At 67.5% G+C, this 23,184-nt stretch carries 21 protein-coding genes, 1 tRNA gene and 1 pseudogene; 8 read left to right on the top strand and 15 right to left on the bottom strand.

Going from position 1 to position 23,184, the window contains the following annotated elements; genetic code table 11:
• Positions 1 to 12: 12 nt before the first annotated feature.
• Genes C560_RS0103035 through C560_RS21130 form a run of 3 tightly spaced genes read right to left on the bottom strand, consistent with a single transcriptional unit; the run spans position 13 to position 2,832 of the window.
• Positions 13 to 1,077, bottom strand: coding sequence for an L-idonate 5-dehydrogenase (locus C560_RS0103035; RefSeq protein ID WP_026537082.1), 1,065 nt, complete (start codon positions 1,075 to 1,077; stop codon positions 13 to 15).
• A complete protein-coding gene (locus tag C560_RS0103030; RefSeq protein WP_026537081.1) occupies positions 1,077 to 1,847 on the bottom strand; it encodes an SDR family oxidoreductase in 771 nt (256 codons plus the stop codon). The genes C560_RS0103035 and C560_RS0103030 overlap by 1 nt, the downstream gene beginning before the upstream one ends.
• 13 nt (positions 1,848 to 1,860) lie before the next feature.
• A complete protein-coding gene (locus tag C560_RS21130) occupies positions 1,861 to 2,832 on the bottom strand; it encodes an NAD(P)-dependent oxidoreductase (protein ID WP_043422444.1) in 972 nt (323 codons plus the stop codon).
• Between the two features lie 64 nt (positions 2,833 to 2,896).
• Between C560_RS21130 and C560_RS0103020 the strand changes: the two genes are divergently transcribed.
• Positions 2,897 to 3,961, top strand: coding sequence for a D-2-hydroxyacid dehydrogenase (locus C560_RS0103020; RefSeq protein ID WP_043422443.1), 1,065 nt, complete (start codon positions 2,897 to 2,899; stop codon positions 3,959 to 3,961).
• A gap of 222 nt (positions 3,962 to 4,183) precedes the next feature.
• On the opposite strand, the gene C560_RS0103015 is transcribed toward C560_RS0103020, so the two are convergent.
• From C560_RS0103015 to C560_RS0102995, 5 genes are all read right to left on the bottom strand, one after another.
• On the bottom strand, positions 4,184 to 5,533 hold the full coding sequence (locus C560_RS0103015) for an MFS transporter (protein ID WP_155855730.1): 1,350 nt from the start codon (positions 5,531 to 5,533) through the stop codon (positions 4,184 to 4,186).
• Between the two features lie 166 nt (positions 5,534 to 5,699).
• On the bottom strand, positions 5,700 to 6,497 hold the full coding sequence (locus C560_RS0103010) for an IclR family transcriptional regulator (protein ID WP_018773422.1): 798 nt from the start codon (positions 6,495 to 6,497) through the stop codon (positions 5,700 to 5,702).
• 174 nt (positions 6,498 to 6,671) lie between these two features.
• Positions 6,672 to 7,502: a fumarylacetoacetate hydrolase family protein gene (locus C560_RS0103005; RefSeq protein WP_026537078.1), complete on the bottom strand. Its 831-nt coding sequence runs from the start codon at positions 7,500 to 7,502 to the stop codon at positions 6,672 to 6,674.
• A 246-nt stretch (positions 7,503 to 7,748) separates the two neighbouring features.
• A complete protein-coding gene (locus C560_RS0103000; RefSeq protein ID WP_026266430.1) occupies positions 7,749 to 8,039 on the bottom strand; it encodes a hypothetical protein in 291 nt (96 codons plus the stop codon).
• A 105-nt stretch (positions 8,040 to 8,144) separates the two neighbouring features.
• The gene (locus C560_RS0102995; RefSeq protein WP_155855729.1) at positions 8,145 to 9,509 is read right to left on the bottom strand and encodes a glycosyltransferase; all 1,365 of its coding nucleotides are present in this window, start codon (positions 9,507 to 9,509) and stop codon (positions 8,145 to 8,147) included.
• Positions 9,510 to 9,595: 86 nt separating this feature from the next.
• On the opposite strand from C560_RS0102995, the gene C560_RS23280 reads away from it, so the two are divergent.
• On the top strand, positions 9,596 to 9,808 hold the full coding sequence (locus C560_RS23280; RefSeq protein ID WP_155855728.1) for a hypothetical protein: 213 nt from the start codon (positions 9,596 to 9,598) through the stop codon (positions 9,806 to 9,808).
• Positions 9,809 to 9,832: 24 nt separating this feature from the next.
• On the opposite strand, the gene C560_RS0102990 is transcribed toward C560_RS23280, so the two are convergent.
• The 4 genes from C560_RS0102990 to C560_RS0102975 form a co-directional block, all read right to left on the bottom strand.
• Positions 9,833 to 9,908, bottom strand: a tRNA-Val gene (locus tag C560_RS0102990).
• A gap of 90 nt (positions 9,909 to 9,998) precedes the next feature.
• On the bottom strand, positions 9,999 to 10,931 hold the full coding sequence (locus tag C560_RS0102985; RefSeq protein WP_026537076.1) for an NAD-dependent protein deacetylase: 933 nt from the start codon (positions 10,929 to 10,931) through the stop codon (positions 9,999 to 10,001).
• 4 nt (positions 10,932 to 10,935) lie between these two features.
• Positions 10,936 to 11,430: a peroxiredoxin gene (locus tag C560_RS0102980; protein ID WP_043422540.1), complete on the bottom strand. Its 495-nt coding sequence runs from the start codon at positions 11,428 to 11,430 to the stop codon at positions 10,936 to 10,938.
• A 44-nt stretch (positions 11,431 to 11,474) separates the two neighbouring features.
• Positions 11,475 to 11,894, bottom strand: coding sequence for a DUF3052 domain-containing protein (locus tag C560_RS0102975; protein WP_018773429.1), 420 nt, complete (start codon positions 11,892 to 11,894; stop codon positions 11,475 to 11,477).
• 436 nt (positions 11,895 to 12,330) lie between these two features.
• Between C560_RS0102975 and aceE the strand changes: the two genes are divergently transcribed.
• The 6 genes from aceE to fabF all read left to right on the top strand — a co-directional run bounded on the left by aceE (position 12,331) and on the right by fabF (position 20,462).
• Positions 12,331 to 15,099 carry a pyruvate dehydrogenase (acetyl-transferring), homodimeric type gene (aceE, locus tag C560_RS0102970; RefSeq protein ID WP_026537074.1) on the top strand — a complete coding sequence of 923 codons (2,769 nt, stop codon included), beginning with the start codon at positions 12,331 to 12,333 and terminating at the stop codon, positions 15,097 to 15,099.
• A 195-nt stretch (positions 15,100 to 15,294) separates the two neighbouring features.
• A complete protein-coding gene (locus tag C560_RS0102965; protein ID WP_026537073.1) occupies positions 15,295 to 16,539 on the top strand; it encodes a PucR family transcriptional regulator in 1,245 nt (414 codons plus the stop codon).
• Between the two features lie 87 nt (positions 16,540 to 16,626).
• Positions 16,627 to 17,556, top strand: coding sequence for an ACP S-malonyltransferase (locus C560_RS0102960; RefSeq protein WP_026537072.1), 930 nt, complete (start codon positions 16,627 to 16,629; stop codon positions 17,554 to 17,556).
• Positions 17,553 to 18,614, top strand: a complete 1,062-nt coding sequence (locus C560_RS0102955) for a beta-ketoacyl-ACP synthase III (protein WP_026537071.1) — start codon at positions 17,553 to 17,555, stop codon at positions 18,612 to 18,614. Before C560_RS0102960 ends, C560_RS0102955 begins: the two co-directional genes overlap by 4 nt.
• Positions 18,615 to 18,813: 199 nt before the next feature.
• Positions 18,814 to 19,059: an acyl carrier protein gene (locus C560_RS0102950; protein WP_018773434.1), complete on the top strand. Its 246-nt coding sequence runs from the start codon at positions 18,814 to 18,816 to the stop codon at positions 19,057 to 19,059.
• 167 nt (positions 19,060 to 19,226) lie between these two features.
• Positions 19,227 to 20,462, top strand: coding sequence for a beta-ketoacyl-ACP synthase II (fabF, locus tag C560_RS0102945; protein ID WP_026537070.1), 1,236 nt, complete (start codon positions 19,227 to 19,229; stop codon positions 20,460 to 20,462).
• A 122-nt stretch (positions 20,463 to 20,584) separates the two neighbouring features.
• Here fabF and C560_RS0102940 read toward each other — a convergent pair whose 3' ends face one another.
• The 3 genes and pseudogenes from C560_RS0102940 to C560_RS21125 form a co-directional block, all read right to left on the bottom strand.
• Positions 20,585 to 21,088, bottom strand: a complete 504-nt coding sequence (locus C560_RS0102940; protein WP_026266435.1) for a DUF3145 domain-containing protein — start codon at positions 21,086 to 21,088, stop codon at positions 20,585 to 20,587.
• Between the two features lie 380 nt (positions 21,089 to 21,468).
• Entirely contained in the window at positions 21,469 to 22,368 is a 900-nt protein-coding gene (locus C560_RS0102935; protein ID WP_026537069.1) for a tyrosine recombinase XerC, read from the bottom strand.
• A gap of 81 nt (positions 22,369 to 22,449) precedes the next feature.
• Positions 22,450 to 23,166 (bottom strand): annotated as a pseudogene (locus tag C560_RS21125) (DNA-processing protein DprA); the annotation flags it as partial.
• Positions 23,167 to 23,184 lie beyond the last annotated feature (18 nt).

The raw sequence follows: 23,184 nt of genomic DNA, 5'->3' as shown, positions 1-23,184 counted from the left end.
CGGCGGCGCCCCTCACGCCGGGACCGGCCTGAAGTCCAGCAGCACCTTCCCGGAAACGGCCGCGTTCCTGGCGACCTCGAACGCTTCCAGTCCGCGGTCCAGCCCAAAGGTGTGGGTCACCACGGGATCCACCCGCAGGGAGCCGTCGGCGAGCGCTGTTAGGACGTCGTCCATTTCGTCATTGAAGCGGAAGGAGCCCAGCAGCTCCAGCTCGCGCGTGATGGCCAGGGAGATCAGGACCGGCTGCGGGCCTGAAGGCAGCAGGCCCACCATGACCACCCTGCCGCCACGGACCGCGCCCTGGATGGCCGAGGCCAGGCCGTGGTGGCTGCCCGAGGACTCGATGACGACGTCCGCTTCAACCGCGGCGATCGCCCCGGCGTCGTCCCCCTTGAGGACCATGTCGGCTCCCACGGCACGGGCTATCTCCAGCGGCCGCTCGTGCATGTCCACGGCCACGATCCGGCCGGCGCCGGCGCGTTTGAGGACGGCGACGGCGAGGGCCCCGATGGGGCCGCTGCCGATCACCAGCGCCGTCTTTCCCGCCACGACCCCGGCGCGCGAGACGGCGTGCCAGGCGACGCTGGCCGGTTCCGCCAGGGCCGCGGTCCGCAGCTCCAGCCCGGCCGGCAGCGGCCGGAGCATCCGGGCCGGCAGCGCGGCGAAGCGGCTGAACGCCCCGTCCGTGTGGGGAAACCGTGCGGCGCTGCCCAGGTAGGTGCAGCCCGGTGACAGGTTGGGACGCTCTGCCGGGTACCGGGCGCCGCCCGGGCCCGGCGTGGCGGGATGCACCGCGACGGCCGTGCCGGGCGCGGGCCCCGAGCCGTCAGCGGCCGCGCGGATCACGGTCCCCACGATCTCGTGGCCCAGGACCATGGGAGCCTTGAGGACGGATTCGCCCGCGGCGCCGTGCAGCCAGTAGTGCAGGTCGGAGCCGCAGATGCCGCCGAAGGCCACGTCGACGACGGCTTCATCGGGCGCCGGTGCGGGCACGGGGATGTCCTCGATCCGCAGGTCGCCCGCCGCGTGGGCCACCACCGCCGCGGCCGTGGCCGGAAGTTCTGCCACCGCGCCCATCAGACCACCACTGTCATTCCGCCGTCGATGAAGATGGTCTGGCCGTTGACGAAGTCCGACCCGTCGGAGGCCAGCCACACGGCGGGTCCGGCCAGGTCCTGCACGGTCCCCCAGCGGTGCGCGGGGGTCCGGCCCAGGATCCAGGCGTTGAACTGCTCATCGTCGACGAGGTTTTGCGTCATCTCGGTGTGGATGTAGCCGGGCGCGATCCCGTTGATCTGCAGGCCCGAGGCGGCCCATTCCGCGGTCATGGCCCGGGTCAGGTTCCGCAGTCCGCCCTTCGCCGCAATGTAGGGGGCGATCGTGGGCCGGGCAAGGTCGGTCTGGACCGAGCAGATGTTGATGATCTTGCCCCGGCCTCGCGGGATCATGTGCCGGGCCGCTTCCCGCCCCACCAGGAACGCGCTGGTCAGGTCCGTGGCGATGACCCGTTCCCAGTCGGCCACGTCGAGCTCAAGCATCGGGACCCGGTGCTGGATGCCGGCGTTGTTGACCAGGATGGCCAGCGGGCCCACGTTCTCCTCCACCCAGGCGATCCCCCGGGCGGCTCCGGTGTCGCTGGTGACGTCGAAGGCGCAGCTGTGCACCCGGCCCGGCGCGTAGTCCGCGGCCATCGCGGACTCGGCGGCCTTGAGCCGCTCGGGGTTGATGCCGTTGAGCACCACGGTGGCGCCGGCGTCGGCCAGCGCCCGGGCCAGGGCGTTGCCGATCCCCCGGCTCGAACCGGTCACCAGGGCCACACGCCCGGTCAGGTCAAAAAGTCCACTCATGGTTCACTGATCCTCATTTGGTCTTTGCTGCTGGAATGGCTGTCGTGTTGGTTGTGGTGTTGCCTGTCGTGGTGGCGCTCCCGCTGCCGGTGCCGCTGAGATTGGCGATGGCCTGCCGCACCACGGCGAGGTCCCGGTCCCCCAGCCCCTGGCGCTTGAGTTCCGCGTAGAGCTCGACGCCGGCGGCCGCCATCGGTACCGCGGCACCGGCCGCTGCGGCGCTTTCGAGCACGAAGGAGAGGTCCTTGTGCATGAACTTGGCGGGTCCGGTGGGCTCGTAGTCCTTGGCGGCGAGCCGTGGCCCCACGATGTCCAGGACCCGGCTGCCGGCCAGTCCGCCCGCGAGCACCTCGAAGAGGGCCGGCACTTCCATGCCGGAGCGTTCGGCGAGCTCCGCGGCCTCGGCGAGCGCCGCCGTCGTCGTTCCCACGATCAGCTGGTTGCACGCCTTGGCGAGCGACCCCGATCCCAGCGGTCCGAGCCGCCGCACCGTGCTGCCCATCGCGCCGAAGAGCGGCTGAAGCCGGCGGAAGTCATCTTCGCTGGCGCCCGCCATGATGGCGAGGGTCCCGTCCCCCGCGCCCTGGGTCCCGCCGCTGACGGGCGCATCGACGACGACGGCGTTGCCTCCGCTTGCCTCCGCGACCCGCGCCCCGAAGTCCCGCACGCCGGACGGCGAGACGCTGCTCATAACCACGACGGCGGTTCCGGGCGCGGGCGGGCTGGCACCCCAGCCGGCCAGGAGCGCGGCACTCGCCTCCTCAATGTCGGACAGATCCGGCAGCATGAAGACAATGACGGGCTGGTCGCGGAGCGCCTCGACCCGGGCCACGCGCGAGCCGCCCAGGGCCTCGAAGGCGTCCAGCGCCGCCGGCGAACGATTCCAGGCGGTGACGGTCCATCCTGCCGCGAGGAGGTTGGCGGCCATCGGCGCGCCCATCAGTCCGAGGCCGACAAACCCGGCCTCCCTGCGGTCCAGCTCCATGCGTTGCCTCACTTCGTCGTGGTTAATCTTGAAATTCTGTTCAGCATCCTAGCCTCCATTCAGTATGATGAACACTATGACGACCAAAACCACCGTCGCGATCGCCGTCCCGCTCGAAGCAGAGCTGGTGGACCGCATCCGCGCCGTAGATCCGTCCGTGACCGTCCTCTACGACCCCGAGCTCTTGCCGCCGGAACGTTTTCCCGCCGACCATTCGGGTGACCCGGATTTCCGCCGGACGCCGGAGCAGGAAGTGCGGTACTGGGACATGCTCAACAAGGCCCAGGTCCTGTACGGGCTCCCCAACGAAAGCCCGGCAGGCCTCGCCCGGATCGCCGGCAGCAATCCCCGGCTCGAGTGGATCCATGCCATGGCGGCCGGCGCCGGCGGTGCCGTGAAGGCATCGGGGCTGGATGCCGCGACGCTGCAGAAGTTCAAGGTCACCACCTCGGCCGGGGTGCACGCCCTGCCGCTCGCCGAGTTCGCCGCCCTGGGCATCCTCAACGGCTTCAAGCGCAGCGCCGAGCTGGCCCAGGACCAGGCGGCCAAGCTCTGGCCCGAGCTCCGCACCCCCACCCGCCTGGTCAACGGCTCCCGCCTGGTGGTCACCGGACTGGGCGAAATCGGGCTCGAGACCGCACGGATCGCCCGCGCCCTGGGCATGAGCGTCAGCGGGACCAAGCGCACCGTGGAGGCCATCGACGGGATCGAGACCGTCACTGGCAACGACGGCCTCGCCGGCCTGCTGGGCAGCGCAGACGCCGTCGTCAATACCCTGCCCGGCACGCCGTACACCGAGAAACTCTTCAGCCGCGACGTCTTCGCCGCCATGAAGCCCGGAACGGTCTTCGTCAACGTGGGCCGCGGCACCGTGGTGGATGAAGAGGCGCTCCTGGAGGCACTGGGCAACGGCCAAGTCTCCTATGCCTGCCTGGACGTCTTCGCCGTGGAGCCACTGCCGCAGGACAGCCCGCTGTGGTCCCACCCCAGGGTGATGGTGTCCCCGCACACCTCGGCGCTCAGCGCCGCCGAAAACCGGCTGATCACCGAACGCTTCTGCAGCAACCTGCGGACCTACCTCGACGGCGGCGAACTCCCCCACCTGGTGGACACGGTGCACTTCTACTGAGTCCACCCTTACCCAGCCCTGCGGCCAGCGCCGCAGCGACACAAGGGCGGCCCCGCCGGAAACGGCTGGGCCGCCCTTGGCGTTGGGCGACGCGGGTTCGGCTCGGCGACGCGCATATCGGCGGGTTCGGCCCCCGTCCCAGAAACGGCCGTGGCCCCTTCCTGGGTGGAAGGGGCCACGGCCTGGGGTGCCGCGGACGGCGGGTCTTGAGCCGGATGCCGGCTAGTGCGCATCCTCCGTCAGGAGAAGGTCGCGTCCCACCGTCTCGGGCGTGAAGAAGGTGGTGACGAATGAGATCAGCGCCAGGACCAGCGAGTAGATGGCGAGCACCAGCCAGGAATGGTCCGTGGCGGCCAGCAGTGCGGCGCCGACCAGCGGGACGAGCCCGCCGGCCAGGACGGCGGAGAGCTCCCGGCTCATGGCCACGCCGGTGAAGCGGTACTGCGAGCCGAAGAGTTCAGGCAACAGCGGGCACTGCGGTCCGAGCATGGACTGGACGCCGAGGGCGATGCCCACCACCATGACAATCCAGACCAGCGTGACATTGCCCAGCGTCACCAGGTAGAACGCCGGCAGCGCGATGAGCGCCTGGAACAGCGCGCCGTAGCGGTAGACGGGCACCCGGCCGAACCGGTCGGACAGCGCGCCGAACGTGATCACCATGACCGCCGCGAAGCCCGCGGCGATGAGCAGGCCGACCGGACCGATGAACTTGTCGCCGGGAAAAACGCCGTCCTTGGCCGCCAGGAACGCGATGAGCAGTGCCGAGTAGATCGAGGAATTGCCGTTTTCGCCCATCCGCAGGCCGATGCCGATCAGCACGTTCTTCTTCGAGTGCTTCCACAGCTGGCCGATGGGGTTCTTGACCACATTCTTGTGCTTTTCCAGTTCCTGGAAGACGGGCGTTTCCTTCAGGCGGAGCCGAATGAAGATGGCCACCACAACCAGGAGCACGCTGGCCAGGAAGGGCACCCGCCACAGCCAGCCTTCCAGGACGGCCTTGTCGGCCATGGCAATGAGCGCAAACGTTCCGGCGCCGAGCAGGGTGCCCAGCTGGATGCCGACGAACGGGAGCGAAGCGAAGAAGCCACGACGGCGGCGCGGCGCGACTTCGGAGATCAGCGTGGTGGCGCCGGCCTGTTCGGCGCCGGCACCCAGTCCCTGCAGGATGCGCAGCGTCACCAGGAGCACAGCGCCCAGCATGCCAGCCTGTTCGTATGTCGGCAGCAGGCCGATGGCGAAGCTGGCGGTCCCCATCAGGCCGATGGTGAGGATCAGGACCATCTTGCGGCCGAACCGGTCGCCGATGTAGCCGAAAACCATCCCTCCGAACGGCCGGGCCGCGAAGCCCACGCCGTACGTGGCAAAGGATGCGATCAGGGCCCCGTCCTCGCCGAGCGGCTTGAAGAACAGCGGGCCGAAGATCAGGGCCGAGGCCAGGCCGTAGATGTAGAAGTCGTAGTACTCCAGCGCGGAGCCCACGGAGCTGGCAAGCGTTGCCCGTCGCAGCTGTTCCGGATCGACGACGGCGCCGTCCGCTTCAGCGAGCGGTGTATTAGTACTAGTTGTCACAAGCACTCCCTCAAGAACACTCCAGACCCCCGTTGGTCTGGTGGGTGTGAGCAACCCCTAAAGGAGTCGATCACTATGCTGAACAGAGTACAGCATAGTGATCGCCTAGCCAATGAATAATCAGATTTATTCCGGGGGCCTCCCGGGCCGTCCCGCGACAGGGTCCCTAGCCCATGGGATTGCCGAGGGAACGGGCGAGGTCCTGGAGTTCCTTGACCATCATGGCGCCCTGCTCGTTCGAGTAAGTCGCCTTCAGCGCGGTGACCGAAAGGCCGAGGCTGGGCCCGTGGGCGCCCCGGGTCGGGACGGCAACGGCCAGGCACACGACGCCGGTGGTGGATTCCTCGTCCTCGAACGCGTACCCCTGCTCCCGGATGAGCGTGAGCTGCGCCTTCAGTTCGGCTCCCGTGCGCAGCGACTTCGGCGTCAGGACCGGAAGGGCAGCGTCGTCGGGAAACATCTCGTCGACGTCATGGTCATGCAGCCGCGCGATCAGGGCCTTGCCCACGGCACAGAGGGACACGGGCATCTTGTCGCCGATGTTGGACGTCAGGCGAACCGCCGGGTGCCCTTCGTAGCGGGCGAGGTAGATGACATTGGTTCCGTCCAGCATGGCGATCCGGACCGTTTCCCCCGAGAGCGTCGGGGCCTGTTCACAAAATCGGTAGAACTCCTGGACCTCGTCGAGCCGGCTGAGGTAGGCAGCGCCGAGCTCAACCAATTTCCGGCCGAGGGTGAACTCCGCACCCTGGCGGTTGATCAGCCTCGCCTCCTCGAGCGCGAGCAGGAGGTTGGAAGTGGAGGACTTCGGGATTCCCAGTTCCCTGGCCAGATCACTGAGCGTGAGCCGACCCGTCGCGGAAGCCGCCAAGGCTTCCAGCACGGCGGCGGCACGGGTGACAGCCGGTGCGGGTGACGCGCTCCCCAATCCGTCGGAGGGTCGGGAAACTCGGGAATCGGCCATGATTCTCCTTCAGGTATCGCGCGCCAGTCGCCGCGCCACTCGTTCGAATGCCGTCCAGTCAGCTGAACAGTAACCATCATAATGTCTGGCACCGTGAACCGGGACCCGGCCGGGGCCCGCACACCCGCCTCCATACTCCCCTGTCAGCGGTCCTCGCCGGGGACCGCCGGCCCGTCAGGCGGCAGACACCACGGGATTCGTCAGCTCGCCGATGCCGGCGATGTGGCACGTGACGGAGTCGCCGGGGACGATCGGCGCGCACTCAGCGGGGAAACCCGTCAGCACCAGGTCGCCCGGGTGAAGGGTCATGAAGGAGGTGAGGTAGGTGAGGATTTCCTCCACCTTCCAGCCAAGGTCGGCGGAGCTGGCTGCCTGGAGATCCTGCCCGTTGTGCCTGATGCCGATCGCCAGGTCTTCAGCCCTCAGGTCTGTGACGATCCAAGGCCCCACGGGCGTGAACGTGTCCTGGCTCTTGGCGCTGATCCACAGCTCGTCGGAATCCTGCAGGTTCCTGGCGGAGACGTCGTTTCCGATCGTGTAGCCCAGGACTGCGCCCATGGCGTTCCCGGGCGTCAGTGCGCGGGCCCTGCGTCCGATGACGACTGTCAGTTCGGCCTCCGGCTCGACGCGGCCCACACCCGGCCGGAGCTCAACGGCGTCCCCCGGGCCGACCACGCTGGTGGCCGCCTTGTGGAAGGCCTGCGGCGGAAGTCCGCGGCCCGCGGCACCCGTATTGTGCGCCATGCCCAGGACGTTGGCCGGGACACACGGCGCGAGGAACGTGAAGGACGATTCCTCCACCGTCGCGCCCACTTCCCAACCGCTGCGGGGCAGGCTGCCGGCATTGGCAGCGGAACCGGGGAATGGAGAGGTGGTCACCGTCCACACCTTGCCGGCCGCACTGCCAAAGTCCGCTGCGTCGTTGGCGACGAAGAAGTTTTCGTCCCCGGCAGCAGGGGAAAGGGGGCGGACTCTGGCGATTCGGCGGGCACTCGTGGCGGTCATGAAAACATCCTAGGCGGCGGGGGTCCGGGGCCCTCGATTAGGCCATCGACTGGCGTAATTCTGGCGCACAGAAACACCGCCGGTGTTTCACATTTCCAATCGTTCACGGTATATTCATTACAAGCCTTCCACCGCGGCATCCCCCAATAGTCGCGGTGGAAGGCTTTTCCAATGCCCGGGTGATTACAGTGTCCGGGGCCCCATTATGAGCGGGCCTGATTCGCCGATCGATGCCCGCGCCGGCACCTACGCGGCGTCCGCAACGGCCCCCCGCAGCCGCCAGCCCCCGCCGAGGCCGTCCCGGATCAGTTCCATGGTGGTCAGGGCCGAACCGCGGTTGCGGCCGAGCCTTGCCTGGACCTGCCACACCTCGACGTCCACGCGACTCAGGCCCTTGGGCATCCGGCGCTCGGCTTCCCACCAGCTGACCCGCTCGAACCAGCGCACGGGCTCGGCCCCGATCAACCATTCCCTGCCGCCGCGGACGACGGCCAGGGGCCGCCCGTCCGGGCCTGTTTTCACCATCACGTGCTCCATGCCCGTCACAGTAGGGCGGAGCCCTGACATTTTCGGATCGAAGACATGTCGGGCCCGCCCGGGCGGCCTCCGGTCGTTAGTCGGCGGCGTGCACCGCAACGGTCTTTAGTCGGCGGCGTGTACGGCCACGACGCGCGGCTGGCGCAGGCGGATGAAAACGTCTGCGGGCTGACGGTTCTTGCCCCTCAGCGTAATGCCGGAGATGCTGACGCCCTCCGGCAGCAGAAAGCTTTGGCGCACGACGCCGTGCGCACTCTTCGACCACGCCTGCCGGCTTAGTCCGTAGGTGGAGCTATGCCGGAGACCGAGCTCCTCGGGATCAATGTCTTCGACTCCGTGAAGCTGGTAGGAGACGACAGCAAATCCGCCTTGGAGCCTGCTGGCCGATTCGTACTCGAACTCGAACTCGACCAACCCCGCCTTGACCGCCGAATTCAACGGAAACGTAATCGCCGTCTCCTGGGTCAGGCGCAGGGGTTCCGCGCCCGGCGCGGAATGCTCGTGCGGCACAGGTTCGCCGCGGACGATGTCCTCGATGAGACTCGGCCATTTTTCCGCCGAAATGTCGGCCGACCGCACCGCCGGAAGCCTGTCCAGCCGCGCCAGGGAAGCTGCAACGCGCTCATGCGGGGTCTCGTTCAATGTCGAGTCCTGATCGCCGTGACGGACTTGGAAGAACATGTGCTCCCGGGAGTCAAGGATGGTCGGCATCACCTGGTCTACACCGTGGTGCGGACCGGGCGTAACGATCGAGAGGCTGCGCTGGCGCGGGTCGAACGCTGACACGAAGGCCATCCCCTGGGCGGACTTCGGGTGGTAGAACTCCCGGAGGTTTACCAACTCATGTTCGCCCCTGTAGGCCGTCAGGCCGAGTCCGAATGAGATGGCCATCCCCACATGGTTCAGGGTCCGGTACACCTCAAGTTGGGTCAGGTAGTCGACGGCGAGCAGGTCGTCGTCGTCGAGGCGGAACCACGCGACCGGCTGCACGCCGGCGTCGGCGTCAAACTTACTGGCAAGGTCCTGCTCAATCAGGGGCTTGACTTCTTCGATGCCTGTTCCCCGCACGACGTCGTTCCATTCCACCGGAACCAGAAACGGATACCTGGCCGCGGCCGCGAACAAAATTTCCTGATGCCGCTTCGGGAGCAACTCGGAATACATCACGAAGTGTTTGTAGTCATGGTTTTCCGCCATCGCGGAAAGGGCAGGCACGGCCTTCTCGAAGAACATCTCAGCTCGAAGACTAAGGCGCTTTTCGGAGAACAAGTACTGCATGTAGTCCTCCGGGGTCTTGAAGACGCCGCTCCGAGACGTTTTCCAAGAGTGCGATCCGGGAGAGAAAAGGCTGTAGCGCGTGACGCCGTAAAACATGGTTGTCCCCAATGGTCCTTCGATACTGAACAAATCACTTAACCCTACTCTGCGGGGTTCCCCAAGACGAGGTGAGCGCCCTTCGCCCCAGGTCACCAATGTCAGACATTTCGCGGCAGATGGTGACGTTCGACGGGTGCCGGCACACGCGGCGCCCTGCGAAGGGCCAAGGGGAATCCAAGATGGCTGAATCGAACGCTCAGAAACTGGAAAAGGCGAAGCCAGTTGTGCTGGATTCGATCGTAAAGGGCGTGTCGACCAATCAGTCGCAGGCTGTGCAGCGGCTGGCCAACGCCTATGCCCTCCTCGAAGGGACCGTAGGGCTCATCAGCGGCCCCGAAAAGCGCCCGAACGGGTCACCTGGAAGCACAAAACCCCGCCCTTGCGGACCATGAGGTCCGGAATGACGGGGTTTTCTGTGGTGGGTCCTACCGGGATCGAACCGATGACATCCACGGTGTAAACGTGGCGCTCTACCAGCTGAGCTAAAGACCCAAACCGCGGTTTCCGCGCTTGAGCGCTTCAACCAACGAACAGTTACTGTACCGGATGTCACCGGCCCAGCGCCAATCGGCCCGGCCGTCGCTACAAGGGCGGCAGCTCGGCGGCGAGCCAAGTCAAGGCCCCGCTGACGCCTGCCTCCAGCTTGATGGTGGCAAGGCCGTCGCCGCGGGTCGGTCCCCTGTTGATGATGACGACGGCTTTGCCCTGCTTCGACGCGTGGCGGACAAAACGCAGGCCGCTCATCACGGTGAGTGAGGAGCCGGCCACCAGGAGCGCCCGGGCGGCGTCGACCATGGCGTAGGAGCGCTCCACCCGGTCCTTGGGCACGTTTTCCCCGAAGTACACGAAGTCCGGTTTCAGGGTGCCGCCGCAGGCGAAGCAGCGGGCGACGACGAACGACTCAATCAGTCGGGTGTCCTCGACGGCGGCATCGGCGTCCGGCGCCATGTCAACCACCCCGGCGGCCTGCGCCCGTTCGAGGAACCCGGGGTTGAGTTCCTCCAGGACACCCGCCAGCATCCGGCGGCTGAACCGCCGGTGGCAGTCCAGGCACACCACCTGGTCGAACCGGCCGTGCAGGTCCACCACGTTGACGCTGCCGGCGTCCTCGTGGAGCCGGTCCACGTTCTGGGTGATGAGTCCGGTGAGCAGCCCCTGCTGCTCCAGCCGGGCTACCGCGGCGTGGCCCGCGTTGGGATCCGCCCTGCGCAGGTGTGACCAGCCGATGTGGTTGCGGGCCCAGTAGCGCTGCCGGTTTCCCGGCTCGCCGATGAATTCCTGGTAGGTCATAGGGGTCCGCGGCGCGGCGCCGGGCCCGCGGTAGTCCGGGATCCCTGAATCCGTACTCAGGCCGGCGCCGGTCAGCACGGCAAACTGGCCCCCGGACAGGAGTCCGTGGATGTCCTGCAGGGCCTCGAGTTCGGTGCGCTGGAGCTCCGCGGCGGTCCCGGCGGCCGTGACCGGCGGGAGACTGGCAAACCCGGTCATGCCGATTCCTGGCCGCCGCTGCCTCACCGGGTCAGTTCCCGCCGAGTCCTGCGAGGGCAGCCCGGTATTCGGCGAAGTCCCGGGCCTGGCCGCGGGGATTCACCACGACGTAGCGGACGATTCCCGCCGCGTCGATGATGAAGGTGCCGCGCAGCGCCATGCCGCTGTCAGGGTCGAACACGCCATAAGCCGAGGCCACGGCGCCGTGCGGCCAAAAGTCGGCGAGCAGGTCGAAGCCGTAGCCTTCCTTTTCGGCATAGGCCCGCTGGGCGAACTTGCTGTCCACCGAGACCGCCAGCACGACGGCATCGGCAGCCTCGAACAGTGCCAGGTTGTCCCGGATTTCGCACAGTTCCCCGGTACAGATGCCGGAGAACGCGAACGGGTAGAAGACCATGACGACATTGCGGCCGCGGAGGTCCGAGAGGCGCACCGGTTCGCCGAATTGATTGGCGAGCTCGAAATCCGGTGCGGGATCGCCGACGCCGGGTACCCCGCCGGGAACAGGACGCACGGCGGCGGGCAGCGCAGCGGCAGACACCGCAGAGGCCTCGTGCTGGACCGCCTGGGTCACTTGTTCTTCCGCGTGACCAACCGGGTGGCGCTCCAGTCCTTCGAGACGCCGGCGGAGGTGGTGTAGTGAAGACCTGCAGTGGGCGCGGCGTCCTGGATGTCCGCGGGCGAGACGTAGCCGTCCCGGCCGGACTTGGGGGTCAGGACCCAGACCACGCCACCCTCGGTGAGAGTGGTCAGCGAGTCGACCAGCGTGTCCACAAGGTCTCCGTCACCTGCCCGCCACCAGAGAATGGCGGCGTCGACCACCTCGTGATCGTCCTCATCGAGAAGCTCAGAGCCCGTGAGATCTTCGATATCGTCCCGCAAGTCGAAGTCGACATCGTCGTCATAACCGAATTCCTGAATCAGGTCCCCGTCTTTGAAACCCAGTTTCTCCGCCACATTTACCGAAGTGGCGGCGTCGGCCTCGCTCACGTGTTGCTCCTATGCTTTTTGAATTGCTTCATGTTTTCAATGGCACTAGTGATTTCCATTACTCCAAGCCAACACCCTTTGAGCTCTCGCTTCAAGCTGTTGGCACCGCGATCCGCCATATTCTGCGTCACACGAGGCGATCCGGAGGCTGCAGGGCAGCGCTTCGTCACACAACCAGTATGCCCGTGAAATACGGCGGCGGGTCCATACGGCGGCTACGCATCCACCAGTCCGCACGGCTAGAGTGGCTGATGACGACTACGCCTGCGCGGGCAACCGCCCGGCTGATACAGGCAGGCGTACCGTGATTGGACCTTGCCCGGCGCATACGACCGGGCTGTTGTAACCGATATGTCGCACACGTCGCGTTCACGCCAGGCAGTCACCCTGCCCGGAGCTGAGGGTGCCGATAGATGCGCTCAAAGAGAGGTTGGACGTGGCTGCAGGAGAAGATACCTCCCATATCCTCAGCGGGTTGACAAACCAGCTGCCTGATCGTGATCCGGAAGAGACCGCCGAATGGCTGGAGTCCCTGGATACCCTGATTCAGGAACAAGGCACCGAACGTGCCCAGTACATTATGCGCAGCCTGCTCCAGCGGGCCGGCGCGCAGAGCGTGGGTGTTCCGATGGTCACCACCACGGACTACGTCAACACCATCCCGGTCGACCAGGAAGCGGCATTCCCTGGCGATGAAGAGATCGAACGCAAGTACCGTGCCTGGCTGCGCTGGAATGCCGCCGTGATGGTGCACCGGGCACAGCGGGCGGACATCGGCGTCGGCGGCCACATCTCCACCTACGCCGGTGCCGCGACCCTGTACGAGGTCGGTTTCAACCACTTCTTCCGCGGCAAGGACCACCCTGGCGGCGGCGACCAGGTCTTCTTCCAGGGCCACGCCTCCCCCGGCATGTACGCCCGCGCCTTCATGGAGGGCCGGCTCTCCGAGGAGGACCTGGACGGGTTCCGCCAGGAGAAGTCCAAGGAAGGGCACGCCCTGTCCTCCTATCCGCACCCGCGCCTGATGCCGGAGTTCTGGGAATTCCCCACCGTCTCGATGGGCATCGGCCCGATGAACGCCATCTACCAGGCCCAGTCCAACCGGTACCTGCACAACCGCGGCATCAAGGACACCTCGGACCAGCAGGTCTGGGCATTCCTGGGCGACGGCGAAATGGACGAGCCCGAGTCCCGCGGCCTGCTGCAGCTCGCGGCCAACGACAAGCTCGACAACCTCAACTTCGTCATCAACTGCAACCTCCAGCGCCTCGACGGTCCCGTCCGCGGCAACGGCAAGATCATGCAGGAACTCGAAGCGTTCTTCCGCGGTGCCGGCTGGAACGTCATCAAGGTCGTCTGGGGCCGCGAGTGGGATGACCTGCTGGCCAAGGACGAGGACGGCTCGCTCGTCAAGATCATGAACGAGACCGTCGACGGCGACTACCAGACGTACAAGGCCGAATCCGGCGCGTTCGTCCGCGAGCACTTCTTCGGCAAGACCCCGCAGACCAAGGAAATGGTCCAGGACCTGACCGACGACCAGATCTGGAACCTCAAGCGCGGCGGGCACGACTACAACAAGGTCTACGCCGCGTACAAGGCCGCGACCGAGTTCAAGGGCAAGCCCACGGTCATCCTGGCGCACACGGTCAAGGGCTACGGCCTGGGCACCCACTTCGAGGGCCGCAACGCGACCCACCAGATGAAGAAGCTCACCCTCGCGGACCTCAAGGCCTTCCGCGACCACCTGCGCATCCCGATCACGGACGAGCAGCTCGAAGCGGACCTCTACCGGCCGCCGTACTACCACCCCGGCATGGACTCCCCGGAGATCCAGTACCTGATGGACCGCCGCAAGCAGCTTGGCGGCTTCGTCCCCGAGCGGCGCTCCAAGCACGCCGACGTCACCCTCCCGGATGAGAAGGTCTACGAAGTCGCCAACCGCGGCTCCGGCAAGCAGCACGCCGCCACCACCATGGCATTTGTCCGGCTGCTCAAGGACCTCATGCGGGACAAGGAGTTCGGAAAGCGGATTGTGCCGATCATCCCCGATGAGGCCCGCACGTTCGGCATGGACGCGTTCTTCCCGACGGCGAAGATCTACAACCCGAACGGCCAGAACTACCTCTCCGTGGACCGCGAGCTCGTCCTGGCGTACAAGGAGTCCATCTCCGGCCAGATCGTGCACGCCGGCATCAACGAGGCCGGGTCCGTGGCAGCCTTCACCGCCGCCGGTACGTCGTACGCCACGCACGGCGAGCCGCTCATCCCGGTCTACGTCTTCTACTCGATGTTCGGGTTCCAGCGCACGGGCGATTCCTTCTGGGCAGCCGCCGACCAGATGACCCGCGGGTTCATCATCGGCGCCACGGCAGGGCGCACCACGCTGACCGGTGAAGGCCTGCAGCACGCCGACGGGCACTCCCCCATGCTGGCGGCAACCAACCCCGCCGTCGTCACCTACGACCCGGCATACGGTTACGAGATGGGCGTCATCATGCGTGACGGCCTGAACCGGATGTACGGTCCCGGCGAAGCCGGAAAAGAAATTGAGGACAACGACCCGTCGCGGAACGTGATGTACTACATCACGGTCTACAACGAGCCGATCGTGCAGCCGCCGGCACCGGCGGAACTCGACGTCGAGGGCATCATCAAGGGCATCTACCTGCTGGCGCCGGCCAAGATTGACGGCCCGCGCACGCAGATCCTGGCCTCGGGCGTGTCTGTTCCCTGGGCCCTCGAAGCCCAGCGGGTCCTCGCCGAGGACTGGGGCGTCTCAGCGGACGTCTGGTCCGTTACCTCCTGGACCGAACTGCGCCGCGACGCCATGGCCGCCGAGGAAGATTCCTTCCTCAACCCCGGCCAGCCCGCCCGCGTCCCGTTCGTCACCCAGCAGCTCGCCGGTGCCACCGGGCCGATCGTTGCGGTCACCGACTACATGAAGGCCGTACCGGACCAGATCCGGCAGTTCCTCCCGAACGAGTTCGCCTCGCTCGGCGCGGACGGCTTCGGCTTCTCCGACACCCGTGCCGCGGCACGCCGCTTCTTCAAGAACGACATCCACTCCATCGTGGTCCGTTCCCTGCAGATGCTGGCCCGCCGCGGCGAGGTCGACGCCCAGGCGCCGGCCCAGGCGATCGAGAAGTACCGTCTCCTGAACGTGAACGCCGGCACCACCGGCAACGCGGGCGGCGACTCCTAACCGCGCTCCGGCGCAAGGGCGAATCTCCGACGGCGGCTCCCACCGAAAGGTGGGGGCCGCCGTCGGGCGTTTAACCGCCCCGCCTGCCTTGTTTCGCGCGCCTTGGACTGCTGCGGGACGCTGTGATGCAGGACAAGGGCAGTTGTAGCCTTCGCACAAATGGAGCTTGGGCGGCCCGCCCCGTATGCTCAATGCATGGCAGAGCCGATCACCACTCCCGAAAAACGCAAGCCGAGCTCGAGGGCGATGACTCCGGAGAAAGCCGAAACCCTCAAGAAGCTCCGGGCCAGCGTGGGCCAGTTGTCGACGACGACGCTGCGCCAGTTGGAGAAGTCCCTGCCGTGGTACGGCCGGCTGAACTCGGATGAACGTTCCGCCCTGGGCATGGTGGCCCAGAACGGCATCGCGGCTTTCGTCACCTGGTACGAGCGGCCGAGTTCGCCGTCGTGGATCCTCTCCGACGTCTTCGGCACCGCCCCCACCGAACTGACCCGCTCCATCAGCCTGCAGAAGGCGCTCCAGCTGATCCGGATCGTGGTCGAAGTCGTCGAGGACCAGGTCCCGGTGATCGCCCCGGAAGCGGACCAGGGGGCCCTCCGGGAAGCCGTGCTGCGCTACTCGCGGGAGGTCGCGTTCGCGGCCGCCGACGTTTACGCCCGCGCCGCGGAATCCCGCGGCTCCTGGGATACCCGGCTGGAGGCCCTGATTGTCGATGCCATCCTCCGCGGCGAAAACACCGACGCGCTGCGGTCCAGGATCGCGGCCCTGGGCTGGAAAGCACAGGAGCGCTTCACCGTCATGGTCGGGAATTCCCCGTCCGAACCAAGCGCCAGCTACGTCAGCGAACTGCGGCGCACCGCCGGGCGCTTCGCCGAGGACGCCCTCGTGGGAATCCAGGGCGACCGGCTCATCCTGATCCTCGGCGGGGTCCACGACCGGGAGACCGCGTACCTGAAGCTCAGCGAACTCTTTGCCCCCGGCCCGGTGGTCTACGGCCCGGAGGCCGGGTCCCTCCTCGAGGCCAGCGGCTCCGCCCAGTCGGCCTTTGCCGGCCTCACCGCGGCCCGTGCATGGCCGTCCGCGCCGCGCCCGGTGGCGGCCGATGACCTGCTCCCCGAGCGGGTGATCTCCGGCGACGACGCCGCCCGCCGCTCGCTGGTCAAGAACATCTACCGCCCCCTGCTCGCCGCCTCCAACGGGCTGGTGGAGACCCTCGGCACGTACCTGGAACTGGGCCATTCGCTTGAGGCCACGGCCCGGGAACTCTTCGTCCACGCCAACACGGTGCGCTACCGGCTCAAGCGCGTCTGCGACGTCACCGGCTGGGATCCGCTGCTGCCGCGGGAGGCGTTCGTGCTCCAGACCGCCCTCGTCGTGGGCCGGCTTTCTACCCCGCCTAAGGCCCCCACGGAGCGGCAACCTCCCCGCAACGGCTCCTGAACCGTTGTAGACTTCCTACAAACTGACCCAGTGAGCTTGGTGCATGAAAACACGAATGTTCACGCGGTAATTTGGAAAGCTGGTTACGTGCTTGCAATCGTTTGCCCTGGACAGGGCTCCCAGACCCCTGGTTTTCTGGCCCCCTGGCTGGAACTGCCACCCGTCGCAGGCCTCCTGGCCTCCCTCAGCGAAATAGCAGGCATCGACCTCACCGCGCACGGCACCACCTCCGATGAGGAGACCATCAAGGACACCGCGGTCGCGCAGCCCTTGATCGTCGCTGCGGGCCTGGTGACCGCAAAGTCGCTGTTCGACGTCGAACTCGGCACACTTCCCGTCATCCTCGCCGGCCACTCCGTCGGCGAAATCACCGCGGCTTCCCTCGCCGGCGTCCTGTCGGAATCTGAAGCCATGACGTTTGTCCGCGAACGCGCCAACAGCATGGCGGCCGCTGCTGCCGCCACCCCGACCGGCATGAGTGCCGTCGTGGGCGGCGACCCCGCCGAGGTCCTGGCAGCCATTGGCGCCGCGGGGGCCACGGCCGCCAACGTCAACGGGGCGGGCCAGATCGTCGCCGCCGGCACCTTGGAGCAACTGAAGGCCCTGGCGGAGAACCCGCCGGCCAAGGCCCGGGTCATTCCGCTGAAGGTCGCCGGCGCGTTCCACACCTCACACATGGCCCCCGCCGGCGCGGCCCTGCAGGCCCTGCGTCCGTCGCTGCACCCGAAGGACCCGCAGGTACCGCTGCTGTCCAACTTCGACGGCGCGGAAGTCACCGACGGCGCCGCCGCCGTCGACAGCCTGATCGCCCAGGTCTCCCGACCGGTCCGCTGGGACCTGTGCATGGAGACGATGGTGCAGCGCGGGGTGACCGGCGTGATCGAACTGGCTCCCGCCGGGACACTGGCCGGCCTGGCCAAGCGCGGCATGCCCGGCGTCAAGACAGTCACCGTCAAGACCCCGAACGACCTTTCCGCGGCCCTGGCCCTATTTGCAGAACTGGAGGGAGGGGCATGAGCGTTCCCACTCTGAAGCAGGCACCCGTGCAGGCAAACACCCGCATCATGGGTATCGGCGCCTACCGGCCCAGCGTGATCGTGACCAACGAGGACGTGTGCCAGTGGATCGACTCCTCGGATGAGTGGATCCGCCAGCGCACGGGCATCATCACCCGGCACCGCGCGCCCGCCGATGTCAGCGTTATTGACATGGCCGAGGGCGCCGCACGTGAAGCCCTGCAGAAGGCCGGCATCGAGGCCTCCCAGCTCGGCGCAGTGATCGTCTCCACGGTCACCCACCCGTATGCAACCCCGTCCGCTGCAGCGAGCCTCGCCGACCGCCTCGGCGCGACGCCGGCCCCGGCCTTCGACATCTCGGCGGCATGCGCCGGCTACTGCTACGGCATTGCCCAGGGCGACGCCCTGGTGCGCTCCGGCGCCGCCTCCTACGTCCTGGTGGTCGGTGCCGAAAAGCTCTCCGACGTCATCGACAACACGGAACGGACCATTTCCTTCCTGCTTGGCGACGGCGCGGGCGCCGTCGTGATCGGCCCCTCCGACACCCCGGGCATTGGCCCCTCGGTGTGGGGTTCGGACGGCAGCAAGTGGGATGCCATCGGCATGACCCACTCCATGCTGGACATCCGCGAGCTCGCCCTGACCGGCAAGCACGGCGCCGCCGTCAGCGATGAGGAAGCGGCCGTGACCGACGCGTCCCTGTGGCCGACCCTGCGCCAGGACGGCCAGACTGTCTTCCGCTGGGCCGTGTGGGAGATGGCCAAGGTGGCCCAGCAGGCCCTGGATGCCGCCGGCATCCGGTCCGAGGACCTCGCCGCGTTCATCCCGCACCAGGCCAACATGCGCATCATCGACGAGATGGCCAAGAAGCTGCAGCTGCCCGAGACCGTCAAGATCGCCCGCGACATCGCCGACGCCGGAAATACGTCGGCGGCGTCCATCCCCCTGGCCACCCACCGCCTGCTTGAGGAAAACCCCGAGCTCAGCGGCGGGCTGGCGCTGCAGATCGGCTTCGGAGCCGGTCTGGTCTTCGGCGCCCAGGTGGTCGTGCTTCCCTAGGCAGCCACCGCTTTTCCGAACTAAATACGTTTCGCCCGTATCACCCTTGCACCGCATGTCCTTCTTTCAGGGCTCGCCCGCATGCTGTGCTCGCAAGCATTCCCGCACCAAGCCGAACCCTCGGTTTGAATCATTTCCGCCCTTAGGCTGCCGGCAATTCGCCGGCAGCCGAGGGCAATAACCAGAAAAGGAGCCATCAATGGCTAGCAACGAAGAAATCCTGGCCGGCCTGGCTGAAATCGTCAACGAAGAGACCGGCCTGGCCACGGAGGCTGTCGAAATGGACAAGTCCTTCACCGAGGACCTGGACATCGACTCCATCTCGATGATGACGATCGTGGTCAACGCCGAAGAGAAGTTCGGCGTCCGCATCCCGGACGAAGAGGTCAAGAACCTCAAGACCGTCGGTGACGCCGTCAGCTTCATCGCTAACGCCCAGGCCTAGTCTGGCTTCCGCCGGCAACGGCGGACCCCGGTGCCGGTCCGGGCGCTGCAGCAGCGCCCGGACCGGACCACCAGCAATAGAACGACCCCAACGTTTTCCCCTCGCAGGCCCCGGCCATCCCCTTCGCGGTTCCGGATACGGCAGGCGCACCGACAGAGAGTGATCCCATGGCACGCAAAGTAGTCATTACCGGTCTGGGTGCCACCACACCCATCGGCGGCGATGTCCCCACAATGTGGAAGAACGCGCTCAAGGGCGTCTCCGGCGCGCACACGCTTGAGGACGACTGGGTGGCCAAGTACGAGCTGCCTGTCCACTTCGCCGCACGCGCCTCCACCCCTGCCCTGGACGTCCTGACCCGGGTCGAGGCCAAGCGCATGGACCCGTCCACCCAGTTCGCCGTGGTCGCATCCCGCGAGGCGTGGGCCGACTCCGGCATCACCGAAATCGACCACGACCGCCTGGCAGTTGCCTTCGCGACCGGCATCGGCGGCGTCTGGACCCTCCTGGATGCCTGGGACACCCTGCGCGAAAAGGGTCCCCGCCGCGTCCTGCCCATGACCGTGCCCATGCTGATGCCCAACGGCCCCGCCGCGGCGGTCAGCCTGGACCTGGGCGCCCGCGCCGGCGCCCACACCCCCGTCTCCGCTTGCGCGTCCGGCACCGAGGCCGTGCACGTGGGCCTGGACCTGATCCGCGCCGGCAAGGCCGACGTCGTCGTCTGCGGCGGCGCCGAAGCCGCCATCCACCCGATGCCGATCGCCGCCTTTGCCTCCATGCAGGCCCTCTCGCGCCGCAACGACGATCCCGAGCACGCCTCACGCCCCTACGACCTTGACCGCGACGGCTTCGTCATGGGCGAAGGCGCCGGTGCCCTGGTGCTTGAGGCCGAAGAACACGCCCTGGCCCGAGGCGCCCGGATCTACGCCGAACTGGCCGGCACGTCGGTCACCGCCGACGCCTACCACATCACCGCCCCGGACCCCCAGGGCCTGGGCGCCACCCGCGCGCTGAAGGCTGCCATGTTCGACGGCCGCATCCAGCCCGAAGACATCGTGCACGTCAACGCGCACGCCACCTCCACCCCGGTGGGCGACAAGCCCGAGTACGCGGCCCTCAAGGCCGCCCTGGGCAAGCACGTGGACTCCGTCGCGGTCTCGGCCACCAAGTCCCAGATGGGGCACCTGCTCGGCGCCTCCGGTGCCGTGGAAGCCGTGCTGACCGTCATGGCCATCTACGACCGCAAGGCGCCCGTGACGATCAACCTCGAGAACCAGGATCCGGAAATCCCGCTCGACGTCGTCACGTCGGCCCGGGACCTGCCGGCCGGCAGCATCGCCGCGCTGAGCAACTCGTTCGGCTTCGGCGGCCACAACGCCGTGATCGCGGTGCGCAGCGTGTAGCTGCTCCTTCCCGCTCCCCCGCCCGGAACGCAGATGGCGGCAATGTTCTTCATGAACATTGCCGCCATTGCTCGTTTGGCGCCTAGCTATGGAATTGCTGCAGTGGTGCGCCCGGTGAAGACCTAGCCGACCTGGTGGAGCCAGCGCACTGGGGCGCCTTCGGCGGCGTGCCGGAACGGCTCGAGTTCCTCATCCCAGGCCTCGCCCAGGGCGAGCGAGAGCTCGTGGTAGACGGCCGAGGGGTCGCCGGCGCCGGATTCGTAGGCGTAGCGGATGCGGTCCTCGGACACCATGATGTTGCCGTGGACGTCGGTGGTGGCGTGGAAGATCCCCAGCTCCGGGGTGTGCGACCAGCGGCCGCCGTCGACCCCCTGGCTGGGTTCCTCAGTGACTTCATAGCGCAGGTGCGCCCAGCCTCGCAGAGCGGACGCCAATTGAGCCCCCGTGCCCGGCGTTCCGGTCCACGACAGCTCGGCCCGGAACATTCCGGGCGCGGCAGGCTGAGCGGTCCACTCCAGGTCCGTCCGCTTGTCCACGACAGACCCTATGGCCCACTCGACGTGGGGGCACAAGGCAGTCGGGGCCGAGTGAACGAACAACACACCGCGGGTCAGTGCAACAGACATTCCATCCTCCATAGCTGTAGGTACGTCTTCCCCAACGACCTGTGCCTGGATGTCTGTCTGTTGCGCGGATCCGAAATTGTGCCGGCGGTCCCTGCCAGACTACTAATATACAACCGGGTTCAAAGCTGGGACGTGTTGCATTCCAGCTTCAAGTTCAACTTGAAACTTCCCGGGCGTGAGTTTTATTCTGCCCTACCCCTCCTAATTACGCCAGTGCGATTCGGCGCGTCTTTTGCGGCGCGCCGTGCCCGGTTCAGCAGACCTGTAGACGGACCCTGGTCCGCTTGGCGCCGGGCCCGTTTGCGGGCGGAATCCCGGGCAGGAATCCGCGCCGGCTTGTGGGCCTCTCCGGCCGCCCGGACGCGCCGCGCCGGCGATCCTCAGGCCCGGGGGTGGGCCTGCTGGTAGCTCTGCCGCAGTCTCTCGACGGACACGTGGGTGTAGATCTGGGTGGTGGCAAGACTGCTGTGCCCGAGGATTTCCTGCACGGCGCGCAGGTCTGCCCCGCCGTCGAGCAAGTGGGTCGCTGCGGAGTGCCGCAGCGCGTGCGGCCCGGTGGCGGCGGTGTCTCCGAGCCGTTCCAGCATCTCCTTGACCACGCTGCGGACCTGGCGCTGGTCCACCCGTCCGCCGCGCGCGCCCAGGAAGAGCGCCGGGCCGCTGGTCCCGGTTGCGAGGACCGGCCGGCCGCGACGGAGCCAGTCGTCGACGGCGAGCGCAGCCGGCAGCCCGTAAGGCACCGTACGTTCCTTGTTGCCCTTGCCAAGCACCCTGAGGGTTCTGCGGTCCGGGTCAAGGTCGTCGACGTCCATGCCGGCGAGCTCGCCGACCCGGACGCCGGTGGCGTAGAGCAGCTCCACCATGGCGCGGTTGCGCAGGGCCAGCGGATCCCCCTCGGCCGAGGCGGATTCGGCGTCGTCGACGAGCCGCCGGACCTGTTGCTGGTGCAGGACGCCGGGCAGGGACTTCTCGCGCTTGGGGGCCTTGAGCCGCAGGGCCGGGTCGGCTTCGATCAGCTCCTCGCGGACAGCCCAGGCGGTGAAGGCCCTGGCGGTAGCGGCGCGGCGGGCCAGGGTGGCGCGGGACTTCCCGGACTCGCTCTGGGCGCCAAGCCATCGCCGCAGCGTCCCGAGCTCCAGCCCGGCAAGGTCGCGGACCCCCTCGGTTGCGGCGTGCGCCAGCAGGCTTTCGACGTCGGAGAGATAGGCCCGCACTGTATGGGCGGACCGGCCCCGCTCGGCTTCCAGGTAGCGGCCGAAGCGTACGGCGGCGATCTGCATATCGCCGTCGGTCGCGGCAGGCGGGGCAGCGGGGGGATCCTGTGTAGACACCCTCTTACTCTGGCAGTATTCCCCCGGCATTCAAGGAGCCGGTCGGCGAGCCGCTTCTTCCCGGTGAAGCCAGCCATCCCAGTCCGCCTTCCCTGAGCGTTTCCAGCCGCCGTGCCGGGATTCGGCCAGCCCCAGCAGCGTGAGCCGGCCAAGGCCTGCGCGGACCGAGTCCGGGCTCAGCCCGGCGACCGTGGCCAGCTTCTCAACCGAGGTGGTGGTCCGCAGCGGCAGGGCATCGAGCAGGATCAGGTCCTCCAGGGTCAGGCCATCGTGGGCCCGGGACCGGCCTGCCTTGTCCGGGGGCATCGCCTCGCCGCTCGGGGAGGCGAGCTCGGCGATCTCCCCGGCATCCGTGACGCACACCGCGCCGCCTTCACGCAGAAGCCGGTGGCAGCCGGCGGAGTTGGCGCTGTGGATGGATCCGGGCACGGCGCCCACGGCCCTGCCCAGGCTCTCGGCATGATGGGCCGTGTTGAGGGCACCGGAGCGCCACCGGGCCTCGACCACGACCGTGACGGAGGCCAACGCCGCAATGAGTCGGTTCCGCTGCAGGAACCGGTAGCGGGTCGGCGCGGACCCGGGCGGGACCTCGGCCAGGACCGCGCCGTGGTTCGCCACGGTCCGCAGCAGGTCCTCATTGCCGGCTGGGTAGAAGCGGTCCACTCCCCCGGCCATGACGGCAATAGTGGGCAAACCGCCCGCGCTTCCGGCCAGGGCCGCCCTGTGGGCATGGGCATCAATCCCGTAGGTTCTCTCACCCTCTTG

The sequence above is a fragment of the Arthrobacter sp. 9MFCol3.1 genome (assembly GCF_000620385.1).
Taxonomy (GTDB): Bacteria; Actinomycetota; Actinomycetes; order Actinomycetales; family Micrococcaceae; genus Arthrobacter.
Note: the sequence above shows the minus strand (reverse complement) of the source record. Positions and strands in the feature narration are given on the sequence as shown.